Genomic DNA, 12557 nt, shown 5'->3' on the forward strand with positions numbered 1-12557 from the left:
AGCGCCATGCGTCGAGCGCCGCGCTCGAGGCAGGGGTTGCGTGTTTTGCGAGCTGTAAAGTTGTCTTCCTCGCTGGCCCCGACGTAGCGTCACAGCATGATCGACCTTATTTTGCCGTGTCTCGACGAGGCGCTGGCGTTGCCGTGGATCATGAAGCGCCTTCCTGCCGGCGTTCGTGCCATCGTTGTCGACAACGGCAGCGCCGATGGAAGCGCGGAGGTCGCTGTCGCACTCGGTGCACGGGTCATCTCCTGCGAGCAACGGGGCTACGGAGCGGCGTGTCATGCCGGGTTACTGGCAAGCGACGCCGAACTCGTCGGCTTTTGCGACTGTGATGGCTCCGTTGACCCGGCGGTGGTGCCTGCATTCGCAGAGCTGGTCTCGTCAGGCGCCTCTGACCTTGTGGTCGGCAGGCGGCGGCCTGTGAGTGCCGGCGCCTGGCCGCTGCACGCCAGGCTCGCGAACACGGGGCTCTCGTGGTGGTTGCGTCGAACGACCGGCGCGCAGCTGCACGATATCGGCCCGCTGAGGGTCGCTCGCCGGGTCTGCCTGCTCGGGCTTGGACCGATCGACCGGCGCAGCGGATATCCGCTGGAGACCGTGGTACTGGCGGCACGAGCCGGCTGGAAGATCACCGAATGCGACATTGCCTACCGGCCGCGTGCCGGCCGTTCCAAGGTGACCGGCACGGTGTCGGGAACACTGCGCGCCGTGCAAGACATGTCGGCGGTGCTGGCTCGATGAGCGACTGCCGGCTCACAAGCATCGCGGTGATAGCGAAGGAACCGCTGGCGGGCAAGGCCAAGACCCGCCTCATCTCTCCGGGCGTGAGCGCGGTCGCAGCCGCGTCCCTGGCCGAGTGCGCGCTGCAAGACACCCTGGACGCGCTCGCCGCCGTGGACGCCTTGCACCGGGTGCTGATACTCGATGGCAGCCCGCCGTCCTGGACGCCCGGTTCGTGGCGGATCCAGGCGCAGTCTTGCGGGTTGCTCGATGAGCGGTTGGCCAGTGGATTCGATCGGCTGGCAGCTGGGCCTGCACTGCTGGTCGGCATGGACACCCCGCAACTGCGCCCGGCCGATCTCGGATTCGACTACATGACCTACGACGGATGTCTGGGGCTGGCATCCGACGGCGGATACTGGGCCATCGGTTTTGCCGATCCCCGTGCGGCCAGGGCAGTTATCAGCGGTGTGCCGATGTCTGAGCCCGCCACCGGCGCCATCCAGTTGGACCGGATGCGCTCGGCCGGCATGCAGGTGCAGCTTCTGCCCGTCCTCACCGATGTCGACACCGCCGCCTCAGCCGACCAGGTGGCAGCCCTCAGTCCGTACACGAGATTCGCTGCGCGTTGGCGTGAGTTGCGGGTTGAGCGGTCGATCGGCGCAGGTCGACTGCGGTGACTGCAGATGACGGCGGTTGGAATGCGCAGGCACGCGGCCCGTATGCGCAGGCACTGCTGTCCCAACAGGACCTCGAACTGGTTGCCGGAGACGGACGGGTTGTGCAATTGGATATCCGGCGTTACCTCGCTGATGCCGATGAGGTCGATGCCACGGTGCTCCAACGTTGCGTGCCGCCGGTGCTGGATGTCGGCTGCGGACCAGGTCGCATCGTGTACGCCTTCGCGTCGGCCGGCATGGCGGTCCTCGGCGTCGACGTCGCTGATGTCGCCGTCGAACTCACCACCGACCGCGGTGGCTCAGCGCTCACCAGAAGCGTCTTTCAGCGAGTGCCGGGAGAGGGCCGGTGGCCGACAGTGCTCGTGCTGGACGGCAACATCGGCATCGGTGGAGACGTCGACCGGCTCTTGGACCGGCTCACTGAGCTGATGTCGGACACCGGCCAGTTGATCGTCGAGGTGAGCTGTGATTCAGCGGCCCCCACGCCTACCGACGAGGTGCTATCCGTCAGATTCGCTGTGGGGAACTCAGTCGTCGGCCCGGTCTTCGACTGGTCCGTGGTGGACGAGGCATCCTTGATCAGCCGCGCACGCCGACTCGGCCTCGCGGCCGCGGGTCAATGGTCAGCGGGGGGCAGGGCCTTCGTACGCCTGGTGCGAGCAGTGGACAGCCCGTAGGCAGCCACCGTGCTTGCCGCGATGACCAGCATCAGGATGGCGGTGTCGAGAAGATAGTTCCGCTGCAGCAGAGTCAGGGATTTCGCCCCATACTTGTGCTGGCGCCAGATCAGGAACACTGCCACCGACAGCACCGAGGCCGCGCAGATCAGTCCGCCCTGCAGGAACGGGCGGAACCGAGCGGGCACGTGACGGTTGGTCACCCATCCGATGCCCAGGACGAGCGGTGCGAGGACGACGTCGTGGACCAGCACCGAGCCGAGCAACCACTTGGCCAGTCCAGGTAGGGCCGCACGTTGCTGTTGCCACAGCCGAAGGCCGCCGTAAACCACGACGGCGGCGCCCAGGGCGCCCAGGGCGCCTCGCAGAATCCGATCCTTCATCATCGCACCATGATTCGGTTGAGCCACTTGGTCTGCAGCACCCCGGCCCGGTCGGGCGCGATCAAACGCAGGGGATAACCGTGGTCTATGTTCAAGCGCTCGCCGTTGAGATGGGTGGCAAGCAGAGCGTGCTCGAGCTGGCCGTCGCTGAGATGAGAGCTGCCGTACGCCCCGTTCTCCATCGAGCCGACGGTGACTCTCGAGGCCTTCGAACCGCCCGCTCGGACAACCAGGTCGAGCAGTCGAGGTCCCCGCCAGCGCGCGGACCGGCTCCAGCCCTCGACACAGGCGATCGGCAGCGTGGCCTCGAAGGCATCAAGCGCCTCGAGCTCGGCCAATGTGAGCGTGAATCCGCGCGGACCGGTGACGGCGAGCCGGTATTGCGGCGAACGTGCGGCGGTGAGCACCCCGGCCGCAAGGGCGGTCTTGTTGACCGGCAGGTTCTGCGGACCGCTCGACGGTCTGCGAGGCGCGAGCAGCGCGACCGGTTCGAGCACCGGAATCACCTGTCCGACTGTTGTTATCGCCACCAGGCCAACTCCGGCCCCGGCGGCTGCCAGCATGCCGCGTCGGCTGATCCCGCCGTCCTCGACGTGCTCGATGTGAGCCGGCTGGGCGGGTTCTGGTACCCCAGAGTTGATCGAAGAGCTGTCGGATCGGCGCCACATCGGCGTGGACAGGCCCTCACGGATGAGTGGCAGCTTGACCGCGATGTGCAGCACCAGGGACCCGATGATGATCCAGGAAAGCCAGTAGTGCACGCCAATGAAGCCCCACGGCCAGGCATACCACTGCAGGACGTTCATCAACCCGGTCACCAGTTGCAGCACTGAAGTCGCGACCAGGACGCCGATCGACAGCCGTTCCAGTCCATGCACGACCGAGCGGACCGCGGGCCATGCCCAGAACCTGTGGTAAACCGACCACAGCTTGAGCAGCAGCAGCGGAATGGCCGCGATGCCGGTGACCACGTGGATGCCCTGGGTCAGTCGATAGCCCCAGGACGGCGTCGCGGGCTCGGGCAGCCAGGCCCACTGCGTGTACTGGTAATGGCTCAACAAGCCCGTGACGAAGCACAGCGTGAAGGCGATACCGAGCAGCCGGCCGATCCGCGCGGTGACGGCAGTGCTGCGCAACGTTGAGCGCAAGTGCGGCCAGAAGGGTGGCTCTGTTGTCGCCAAACGGCTTAGGACATGGACCAATGACGGCATCCTGGATGGACTGCTGGTCGGATTCACTCAGTCAGTCTCCACCTGGATCGGAGCGATACTTCTTACGTTGCAAGGAACATCGGCCAGTCAACCACTCCGCATTCGCACTCTCCAGCCGCGAGATGTCACGCTGTCGGGTGTGCAGGCAACAACCGCTTCCGCCAGGGTCCTCCTGGTTGCCGCCTTCACCGCCGAGATGGCCCTGGTGGGATTGGGGCTGAACGGCGATCTGCACGGCAACGTCTTTCTCCTGGAATTGCTCGCGCTGGTCCCATTCCTGATCTCGCTCCCCGCGCTGGTGTGGGCCAGGATCAGTTCCAAGACAGCCTTGATGCTGATCATCGGCGTCGGTATCGCGCTGCAATGCCTCGCCGTTTCGGCGCCGCCGACGTCCAGCGATGACTTCAACCGCTACGTGTGGGACGCAAAGGTCCAGCTGGCCGGCATCGATCCGTACCGATTCGCGCCTGACTCCGCCGACCTGGCGAAATTGCGTGAGCGGCCGCTGTTTTATCCGGGAACCGATTGTGCCTGGCCGTTGGGAGGTGGCGTCTGCAGCAAGGTGAACCGGCCCGCGGTCCACACGATTTATCCACCCATCGCCGAGGGCGTCTTCATTGCTGCCCGGCTTGCCAGCGGTGAAGCGAGCGACGGCGCCCGGCCTCTGCAGGTGCTGGCGGCCCTGTCCGCGATCGGGGTCTCGCTGCTGCTGGCGCGTCAGGCCTCGCGCAATCGCATGCCTGCCTGGACGGTAGCGCTCTGGGCCTGGTGTCCGGTTACTGTTTTCGAGCTCGGCAACAACGCTCACATCGACGGCGTCGCGGTTCTGTTGTGCGTCGCCGCCGTTGTGTCGGCCCGGGCAGGCAAATCCAGCTGGGCGGGCGGCCTGGTGGGCGCGGCGATCGCCACCAAGCTGTATCCCGCAGTGTTGCTGCCGGCGTTGCTCGGCCGGAAGGGCGCGGTCGCTGGGAACGGGTGGCGAGTGGCCGCGGCCGCCATAGGTGTCGTCGTGGTGAGCTACCTGCCGCATGTGCTGGCCGTCGGCCTGGACGTTCTCGGCTACCTGCCCGGTTATCTCAAGGACGAGGACTACACCAACGGCGGTCGGTTCCTGCTGCTGAATGCCGTTCTGCCGCGCGGCATTCTGACGGTCGCAGCGGCGCTCATCCTGCTCGCCGGCGCGGCCCTCGCAGCACGCGGGTCCGATCCGCGACGTCCCGAGCGACAAGCTGTATGGCTTGTCGGGTTGACGCTGCTGATCAGCACGCCGTCCTACAGTTGGTATGCGCTTCTCCTGCTGGCACTGGTCTCGATGTCAGGACGGATCGAGTGGCTGGTGTTGTGCATAGCCCCGACCATCGGGATGCTCGGCGCCAACCACGTGAGCCATCCGACGTTGTTGAGGACGTGCTGCTACGGCTTGGGTCTGCTGGCTGCGCTGGTTGGCACGGGATTGCGGCAACGCCGAAAAGTGAGCAACGCCTTGCACGGTGTTGTTGCGACCGGCGCTTCCCCGCCGGTGGAGGCGGGTTCCGTGACCAACCACCCGCAGTGACCTGTCCAGCGACCGGTTGCGGTGGGCATGCCTGGCCGCGCGAGATCGATCTCGGGTGTTGCCGGGCCGGTCGGGGCTTGGAGTCAGGCGGGGGTGGCGAGACTGGCCGCCATCCGCCCGGTTGCCGGGCCGACGCCCAGGGACAGGCACCGCCGGAGGTCGGCTGCGGAGTCGACGTCTGCTCGAACGCTTGGCGTGGCGAGCAGTTCTACCGCACCCGAGAGCGCGTGCCGCTGCGCCGAGCCGACCCCGAACAGCGGCTGCAGGCCGAGGCCGGCAGCTGTCAGCAATGTGGTGCCGGTGCCATCGGCATCGCGCACGAACGCGCGTCCGGCGAGCGGAGCGTCGGCGAGCACCGCGAGCAGGTCCTCGCCGCGAAGCGACGGCAGATCGGCGACCATTGCCACCACACCGTCGTCTGGGAAGCGCTGGTTCAGCTCGTGCGCGCCGGCGGTGAGCGCGGCGTTCAGGTCACCCCCGGGATCGTGAAGCACCTCGATGCCGGCGGCGAAGTGGGTGCGGGACTGGGTCGTCACCACGAACACCCCGCCGACGAGTGGCGATTCGGCCGCGCCCAGCGCTGCCGACAGGGTGTCGAGCTGGATCGCGCGCACGAGCTCGGCGTGGTCGCCGAGGCGCCTCGTCGCCCCTTTGAGCCTGGTCTTGGCCGATGCCGCTTCCTTGATCGGGACCAGCACTCGCCACTGCACGCCCCCGATGCTGCCACGAATGGCACACTCGCATCATCCGGCGCGACAGCGCCGCACGCCCATAAGTGCTGAAGGGGACCCGGTGATCCGACGTTTCCCGGAGAAGGTCGGCCCCTACATGGGGTTCGCGGTGGCGGTCGTGTTTCCGCTGACCAGCCTGCTCTTCCGGCGCCGGTGGCACGGTCTGGAGCACATCCCCGACCACGGGCCGGCCATCGTCGCCGTCAACCATGTCTCCTATGCCGATCCGCTGATCTTCGGCCGGTTCGTGTGGGACGCCGGCCGGATCCCGCGCTATCTCGCCAAGTCGAGCCTGTTCGAGCTGCCCTTCCCGCTGGGCCGCATCATGACCGGCGCGGGGCAGATTCCGGTCCACCGTGGCGCCGCCGACGCCGCCCAGTCACTGCGGGGCGCCGTCGACGCGCTCGGCCGAGGCGAACTCGTGCTGATCTACCCCGAGGGCACGGTCACCCGCGATCCTGGCTTCTGGCCGATGCGCGGCAAGACCGGCGTTGCCCGGCTGGCCCTGCTGGCTCCGGACGTTCCGGTGGTACCGGTCGGCCAGTGGGGTGCGCAGGCATTCCTGGACGTCTACCACCGGCGATTCCGTCCGCTTCCCCGTACCCGCATCACCATCTCGGCGGGCAAGCCGGTCGACCTGTCGGACTTCGCCGGCGCCGAGCCGACGGCGGAGGTTCTCGAGGCGATGACGGACCGGATCATGCGGGCCGTTCGGGACCAGGTCGCGTTCGTCCGGGGCGAGGCCGCGCCCGAGGCGTTCCACGTCCACCGCACCGACCGGCCGGAGCGGCCTCGATGAAGGCGGCGGTACTCGGTTCCGGCTCCTGGGGAACCACGTTCGCCAAGGTGCTGGTGGACTCCGGCACCGAGACGGTCATGTGGGCGCGCCGCTCCGAGCTCGCCGAGACGATCACCCGGCGGCACGCCAACCCGGATTATCTCAGCGGCGTCCGGCTGCCTTCGGGGTTGCGGGCGACCAGCGACGCCGCCGAGGCCCTGGACGGGGCTGACCTCGTGGTGCTGGTGATCCCGTCACAGACGCTGCGCGAGAACCTGCGCGGGTGGACGAAGCTGCTACCTCCCGACGCCACCCTGGTCAGCCTGATGAAGGGCATCGAACTGGGGACGGCCAAGCGGATGAGCGAGGTGATCAGCGAGGTCGCCGGCGCGGGCCCGGACCGGGTGGCGGTGGTGTCAGGACCAAACCTCGCCCGCGAGATCGCGCTCGAGCAGCCCACCGCCACGGTGGTGGCCTGCGCCGATGTCGACCGCGGCGCCCAGGTCCAGCGGGCCTGCACCGCACCGTACTTCCGGCCGTACACGAACATCGACGTGGTCGGCACCGAGCTCGGCGGCGCGGTGAAGAACGTCATCGCGCTGGCCTGCGGCATGGCCGCCGGAATGGGGTTCGGCAACAACACCACCGCCTCGCTGATCACCCGCGGCCTGGCCGAGACCTCGCGGCTGGGCCTGGCGCTCGGCGCTGACCCGATGACCTTCGCCGGCCTGGCGGGCCTGGGCGATCTGGTCGCCACCTGCGCCTCCCCGCTGTCGCGCAACCGCAGCTTCGGTGAGCGGCTGGGCAAGGGGGAGTCGCTGGAACAGGCGCAGGCCGCGACCCACGGCCAGGTCGCCGAGGGCGTGAAGTCCTGCCGGTCGGTGCTCGACCTCGCGGAGCGGCACGGCGTGGACGTGCCGATCACCCGAGTCATGGAGTCGGTGTGCCGGGGCGTGATCGGGCCGGTCGACGCCGCGCGATTGCTGATGAGCCGCTCCACGAAGAGTGAGTGAGCATCGACTAGCCTCGGGTTTCATGGCGGAACGGATTCGGATCGGCGTCGTCTACGGCGGCCGTAGCAGCGAGCACCCCATCTCCGTCCTCAGCGCGGGCAGCGTGCTGGCGGCGCTTGATCCGGCCAAGTACGAGGTCCTCACCCTCGGCATCACCCGCAAGGGCGCCTGGGTGCGCACCGACGCCGATCCGCGTCAGCTCCAGATTGCCGGCAGCGAGCTGCCCGAGGTGCACTCCGAGGGCACCGGGATCGTGCTGCGTCCCGGAACCTCCGAGGCCGCGGTGTTCGCCGACAGCTCCGCGCTGGCGCTGCTGGACACCGTCGACGTGGTGTTCCCGGTGCTGCACGGCGCCTACGGCGAGGACGGCACCATCCAGGGCATGTTGGAGATGGCCGGCATCCCCTACGTCGGCCCGGGCGTGCTGGCCAGCGCGGTGGCGATGGACAAGCTGTTCACCAAGGTCGTTCTCGAGGCGGCCGGCCTCGAGGTGGGCGAGTACGTGGTGCTGCGGCGCGGGGACCCGGTGCTGGCCGCCGACATCGAGCGGCTCGGCCTGCCGGTGTTCGTCAAGCCCGCGCGCGGTGGCTCCAGCGTCGGCATCAGCAAGGTGCGCTCGTACGCGGACCTCGCCGAGGCCGTCGACCTGGCCCTGGAACACGATTCCAAGGTGCTCATCGAGGCGGCAGTGACCGGGCGTGAGATCGAGTGCGGCGTGCTGCAGGACGCCGACGGGACGGTGTCGGCCTCGCTGCCGGCCGAGATCCGGTTGCGGCCGGACGTCGACTGGTACAGCTTCGAGGCCAAGTACCTCGACGATGCCACCGACTTCGACATCCCGGCGGACGTCGGCGAGCGGATGGTGCGCGCCATCCAGGATGCCGCCTGCCGGATTTTCACGGCTCTGGAGTGCTCGGGCCTGGCGAGGGTGGATTTCTTCGTCACCGCGGCCGGCACCCTCATCGTGAACGAGGTCAATACGATGCCTGGCTTCACGCCGATCTCGATGTACCCGAAGATGTGGGCGGAGTCCGGCGTTCCCTATCCCGAGCTGATCGACCGCCTGGTCGCCACCGCGCTGGCCCGGCCCTGACAGCGCTGGCCCGGCCCTGACAGCGCTCGCCCGGCTTGACGGCGCTCGCCCGGCTTGACGGCGCTCGCCCGGCTTGACGGCGCTGGGCCGACAGCTCAGCGGCAGATCGGCAGTTGAGCCCCGGTATGTCCGGCGGCGTCGGTCGCGGTGCACACCTGCGGCAGCGTCGACACCGCCGGAGCCAGCAGCGGAAGCGGCTGGTCCGCTCCGGCCGGCACCGTCACGTCGATGTAGACACCGCGGTCGACCGCCGTGTAGACCGTCCGGGTCTTCTGCGGGTCGGGTTGCCAGATCACGTTGTTCACGTCGACCGGTTGCGCCGCGGCCACGGTTCCGAAGATGGCCGGCTTGGTGACTCCGCAGCGGACCACGATCGCCGGGTTTCCCCACGCCGCCACGAAGGCAGAGTCGGTTTCGGTACGTCGGGGCACGAGGTTGCCCAACTGCACCGGAAGCGCGGCGAACACCTTCACGCACGCCGCCTGGACGCTCGCCGCGGGCGAGGGCGGAGCGGCGACCGTGACGGCGGCCAGCGGCCCGCCGGCCGAAGGCGATGTGCCGGCACTGCCCGAACGGTCCCCGGTCGAGTGACCGGCGGTGAGCACGAACGCGACCACGATCGTGACCGGCACCGCGATCGCGGTGGCGATCACGGCCGCTCGGCGTTGCGTCCTGTCGATGACGGGTCCTGACGGGTCGGAAAGGGTGTCGTCGGTGGGTGGCTTCGCTGTCAGAGGTGCACGACCGGGCAGGTGAGCGTCCGGGTGATGCCGGTAACCCCCTGGATCTTGGCCACCACCAGCCGGCCGAGCTCGTCGACGCTCGCGGCCTCGGCCCGCACGATCACGTCGTACGGGCCGGTGACATCCTCGGCCATGGTCACGCCCGGCAGTTCGGCGATCTCTTGCGCCACTGAGGCCGCTCGGCCCACCTCGGTCTGGATGAGAATGTAGGCGTTCACCGTAGTGGGCACGGGGCGTCCTTTCCTTCGTCGTTGCGTTCGTCCTGAGTGCGGGTACCGAACCTATCGCAAGCCCGGAACAGGCCTGTGTGAGGATCTTCCCCACGGGGACCACTGCACCGACTGGAGGCGGGATCCATTTCTGAGCCGAGAACGATCGCTGACGTGGGGGAGTTCGGCCTCATCGCGCGCATCACCGCCGCGCTGCGGCCCGTCGACTCCACCGTGGTGGGTCCCGGTGACGACGCCGCGGTGATCGCCTGCCCGGACGGGCGTGTCGTCGCCTCGACGGACCTGCTGCTGGAGAACCGGCACTTCCGGCGGGACTGGTCCACGGCCAACGACGTGGGGCACAAGGCAGCGGCTCGCAACTTCGCCGACATCGTGGCGATGGGGGCGCAGCCGACGTCCCTCCTGGTCGGTCTCGCCGCGCCGGGCGAGCTGGAGCTGACCTGGATCGACGGGCTGGTCGCGGGCTTCGCTGAAGAGAGCGCCGAGGTCGGCGCCGCGGTGGTCGGTGGCGATGTCAGCGCCGCGGACCTCATCGTGCTGTCCGTCACTGCCCTGGGCGACCTGCAGGGCCGCGAGCCGGTGCGGCTGTCCGGGGCCCGGCCCGGCGACATCGTCGCGGTGACGGGGCGCCTGGGCTGGGCCGCTGCCGGCTACGCGGTGCTCTCCCGCGGCTTCCGCTCGCCGGTCCAGGTCGTCAACGCCCACCGCCGGCCCGAGCCGCCGTACGCCGAGGGCGTCCGCGCCGCGGAGCTCGGCGCCACCGCCATGACCGACGTCTCCGACGGCCTCGTCGCGGATCTGGGCAACATCGCGGCGGCCAGCGGCGTGCGGATCGACCTCCGCAAGGACGCCCTCGCCCCGTCGCCGAAGCTGCGGGACGTGTCGTCCGCGCTGAACGCCGATCCCCTCGCCTGGGTACTAGGTGGCGGCGACGACTACGCCCTGGTGGCGACCTTTCCCAATGCTGTCCGGCTGCCGTCGGCATGGCAGGTCATCGGCATGGTCAACGAGGGTTCCGGCGTGCGGGTCGACGGGCTGCGCTGGGGTGAGGGCGGCCACGAACACTTCCGCTGAGCCCCATCTCGATGACCCTAGAATGGCGCCCATGACTCTCGGCTTTCCGTTTGAGCAGACCACCACACCACTGTCGGACGAGGAACGTGCGGCGATCCTGGCCGACCCCGGCTTCGGCCGCTACTTCACCGACCACATGGCCTCGGCCGGATGGACGCCGGCCGCCGGCTGGCATAACAGCCGGGTCGGTCCGCTGCAGCCGTTCTCGCTGCACCCGAGCGCGGCCGTCCTGCACTACGCCCAAGAGATCTTCGAGGGGCTCAAGGCCTACCGGCACGCCGATGACAGCGTGTGGCTGTTCCGCCCCGAGCTGAACGCCCGGCGGTTCGCCCGCTCGGCCACCCGGCTGGCCCTGCCCGAGCTGCCCGAAGAGGCGTTTGTCCAGAGCGTCGAAGAGCTGGTCAAGGCCGACGAGGCGTGGGTGCCGGCGTACGGCGGTGAGCAGAGCCTGTACCTGCGTCCGTTCATGTTCGCCTCGGAGCCGTTCCTCGGCGTTCGTCCGGCGGCGCACGTCACGTACTCGGTGGTCGCCAGCCCCGCGGGCCCGTACTTCAGCTCCGGCGTGACGGGCGTGACGTTGTGGGTCAGCAACACCTACACCCGCGCCGCGGTCGGCGGGATGGGGGCGGCCAAGACCGGCGGCAACTACGCCGGCGGGCTGGTTGCCCAGCTCGAGGCCCAGGAACACGGCTGTGACCAGGTGCTGTACCTCGACGGCGCCGAGCACCGGTGGTTGGAGGAGTCCGGCACGATGAACCTCTGCCTGATCACCTCGGACGGCGAGCTGATCACGCCGGGCCTGGGCACGATCCTGGAAGGCGTGACCCGGGGCAGCGTCCTGCAGCTGGTCACCGAGCACGGGCTGACCCCGGTCGAGCGCCGGGTGTCCATCGACGAGCTGCGCGCCGGCTGCCGGGACGGCTCCATCACCGAGGTCTTCGCCGTGGGCACCGCCGCGGTCATCACGCCGATCGTCGGGTTCAAGGGCGACGGGTACGAGGCCGTCGTCGGCGACCGCCAGCCGGGCAAGATCACGCTCGCGGTTCGCGAGCACATTCTCGACCTCCAGTACGGCCGGGTTCCCGACAGCCGCGGCTGGCTCCGCCGGGTCGGCTGATCCAGCGCTCGCGTCTGAGCTGCTGGCTGTGAGCCGTGCGATGCCGTGACAGACGAAAGGCCGGCTTCTCCGAGAAGAAGCCGGCCTTTCGTCTTAGCGCTGGGTGGAACCCGCGACTAGGCGCGGGTGACCTTGCCCGCCTTCAGGCATGAGGTACACACGGTGACCCGGCGACGGGTGCCCGGGGCGACGAGGGCGCGGACCGTCTGCACGTTCGGGTTCCAACGACGGTGGGTCCGACGGTGTGAGTGCGAGACGGACATGCCGAAGCCGGGCCCCTTGCCGCAGACATCGCAGTGGCTGGCCACAATGGCCTCCTCAGAAATAGTCGAGTGCTGATGATTCGATGCTGGTGGTGCTGTGACTACGTTCGGGTTGCGCCCAACCTGAACCGGGCAACCGGCCAAGTGTAGCCAGCAGGCGGTGGGCCCACAAAACCGGACCGCCGGAGCGCGGCGCACGTAGGGTGGCGCGAGCGGCGCTGCTCGCGCCTTCGCTACTCCAGGGTGCCCGAGGCCAACGATATGGTGCCCGAGTTCAACGATGTGG

Annotated in this window: 15 protein-coding genes; 9 read left to right on the plus strand and 6 right to left on the minus strand. The window is 68.8% G+C overall.

All coding sequences use genetic code 11. The features are described from left to right. Positions 1–99 precede the first annotated feature (99 nt). From RM423_RS00640 to RM423_RS00650, 3 genes are read left to right on the plus strand one after another with little or no spacing between them, the layout of a single operon-like run. Positions 100–744: a glycosyltransferase family 2 protein gene (locus RM423_RS00640; protein WP_396327543.1), complete on the plus strand. Its 645-nt coding sequence runs from the start codon at positions 100–102 to the stop codon at positions 742–744. Continuing rightward, the gene (locus RM423_RS00645; RefSeq protein ID WP_311421054.1) at positions 741–1403 is read left to right on the plus strand and encodes a TIGR04282 family arsenosugar biosynthesis glycosyltransferase; all 663 of its coding nucleotides are present in this window, start codon (positions 741–743) and stop codon (positions 1401–1403) included. The genes RM423_RS00640 and RM423_RS00645 overlap by 4 nt, the downstream gene beginning before the upstream one ends. Next, on the plus strand, positions 1400–2080 hold the full coding sequence (locus tag RM423_RS00650) for a class I SAM-dependent methyltransferase (RefSeq protein WP_311421055.1): 681 nt from the start codon (positions 1400–1402) through the stop codon (positions 2078–2080). Before RM423_RS00645 ends, RM423_RS00650 begins: the two co-directional genes overlap by 4 nt. Here RM423_RS00650 and RM423_RS00655 read toward each other — a convergent pair. Both RM423_RS00655 and RM423_RS00660 read right to left on the minus strand, forming a co-directional pair. Further along, on the minus strand, positions 2020–2463 hold the full coding sequence (locus RM423_RS00655; RefSeq protein WP_311421056.1) for a hypothetical protein: 444 nt from the start codon (positions 2461–2463) through the stop codon (positions 2020–2022). The genes RM423_RS00650 and RM423_RS00655 overlap by 61 nt on opposite strands. Then, positions 2463–3599 (minus strand): molybdopterin-dependent oxidoreductase, encoded by a 1137-nt coding sequence (locus RM423_RS00660; RefSeq protein WP_311421057.1) that lies wholly within the window; start codon positions 3597–3599, stop codon positions 2463–2465. The genes RM423_RS00655 and RM423_RS00660 overlap by 1 nt, the downstream gene beginning before the upstream one ends. Between RM423_RS00660 and RM423_RS00665 the strand changes: the two genes are divergently transcribed. Next, on the plus strand, positions 3580–5229 hold the full coding sequence (locus tag RM423_RS00665; RefSeq protein ID WP_311421058.1) for a glycosyltransferase family 87 protein: 1650 nt from the start codon (positions 3580–3582) through the stop codon (positions 5227–5229). The genes RM423_RS00660 and RM423_RS00665 overlap by 20 nt on opposite strands. Before the next feature lie 83 nt (positions 5230–5312). On the opposite strand, the gene cofC is transcribed toward RM423_RS00665, so the two are convergent. Then, entirely contained in the window at positions 5313–5939 is a 627-nt protein-coding gene (cofC, locus tag RM423_RS00670; protein ID WP_311421059.1) for a 2-phospho-L-lactate guanylyltransferase, read from the minus strand. A gap of 82 nt (positions 5940–6021) precedes the next feature. On the opposite strand from cofC, the gene RM423_RS00675 reads away from it, so the two are divergent. The 3 genes from RM423_RS00675 to RM423_RS00685 are packed head-to-tail and all read left to right on the plus strand — an operon-like array spanning position 6022 to position 8844. Further along, a complete protein-coding gene (locus tag RM423_RS00675; protein WP_311421060.1) occupies positions 6022–6759 on the plus strand; it encodes a lysophospholipid acyltransferase family protein in 738 nt (245 codons plus the stop codon). After that, the gene (locus tag RM423_RS00680) at positions 6756–7751 is read left to right on the plus strand and encodes an NAD(P)H-dependent glycerol-3-phosphate dehydrogenase (RefSeq protein ID WP_311421061.1); all 996 of its coding nucleotides are present in this window, start codon (positions 6756–6758) and stop codon (positions 7749–7751) included. The genes RM423_RS00675 and RM423_RS00680 overlap by 4 nt, the downstream gene beginning before the upstream one ends. 22 nt (positions 7752–7773) lie before the next feature. Then, the gene (locus RM423_RS00685) at positions 7774–8844 is read left to right on the plus strand and encodes a D-alanine--D-alanine ligase family protein (RefSeq protein WP_311421062.1); all 1071 of its coding nucleotides are present in this window, start codon (positions 7774–7776) and stop codon (positions 8842–8844) included. Positions 8845–8939: 95 nt separating this feature from the next. Here RM423_RS00685 and RM423_RS00690 read toward each other — a convergent pair whose 3' ends face one another. Next, positions 8940–9497 (minus strand): DUF3515 domain-containing protein, encoded by a 558-nt coding sequence (locus RM423_RS00690; protein WP_311421063.1) that lies wholly within the window; start codon positions 9495–9497, stop codon positions 8940–8942. Positions 9498–9574: 77 nt separating this feature from the next. Beyond that, complete coding sequence (locus RM423_RS00695; RefSeq protein ID WP_311421064.1) at positions 9575–9817, minus strand: Lrp/AsnC family transcriptional regulator; 243 nt, start codon at positions 9815–9817, stop codon at positions 9575–9577. A gap of 153 nt (positions 9818–9970) precedes the next feature. Between RM423_RS00695 and RM423_RS00700 the strand changes: the two genes are divergently transcribed. After that, entirely contained in the window at positions 9971–10891 is a 921-nt protein-coding gene (locus tag RM423_RS00700) for a thiamine-phosphate kinase (protein WP_396327534.1), read from the plus strand. Between the two features lie 31 nt (positions 10892–10922). Continuing rightward, on the plus strand, positions 10923–12008 hold the full coding sequence (locus RM423_RS00705) for a branched-chain amino acid aminotransferase (protein WP_311421065.1): 1086 nt from the start codon (positions 10923–10925) through the stop codon (positions 12006–12008). A 116-nt stretch (positions 12009–12124) separates the two neighbouring features. On the opposite strand, the gene rpmB is transcribed toward RM423_RS00705, so the two are convergent. Beyond that, positions 12125–12316, minus strand: coding sequence for a 50S ribosomal protein L28 (gene rpmB / locus RM423_RS00710; RefSeq protein WP_311421066.1), 192 nt, complete (start codon positions 12314–12316; stop codon positions 12125–12127). Positions 12317–12557 lie beyond the last annotated feature (241 nt).

Source organism: Jatrophihabitans lederbergiae (assembly GCF_031845305.1).
GTDB lineage: Bacteria > Actinomycetota > Actinomycetes > Mycobacteriales > Jatrophihabitantaceae > Jatrophihabitans_A > Jatrophihabitans_A lederbergiae.

Bases quoted from the DNA above. Each gene is read 5' to 3' on its own strand.
- RM423_RS00645 (WP_311421054.1), top strand. From the start codon at position 741: ATGAGCGACTGCCGGCTCACAAGCATCGCGGTGATAGCGAAGGAACCG.
- RM423_RS00655 (WP_311421056.1), bottom strand. From the start codon at position 2,463: ATGAAGGATCGGATTCTGCGAGGCGCCCTGGGCGCCCTGGGCGCCGCC.
- RM423_RS00680 (WP_311421061.1), top strand. From the start codon at position 6,756: ATGAAGGCGGCGGTACTCGGTTCCGGCTCCTGGGGAACCACGTTCGCC.
- RM423_RS00685 (WP_311421062.1), top strand. From the start codon at position 7,774: ATGGCGGAACGGATTCGGATCGGCGTCGTCTACGGCGGCCGTAGCAGC.
- RM423_RS00705 (WP_311421065.1), top strand. From the start codon at position 10,923: ATGACTCTCGGCTTTCCGTTTGAGCAGACCACCACACCACTGTCGGAC.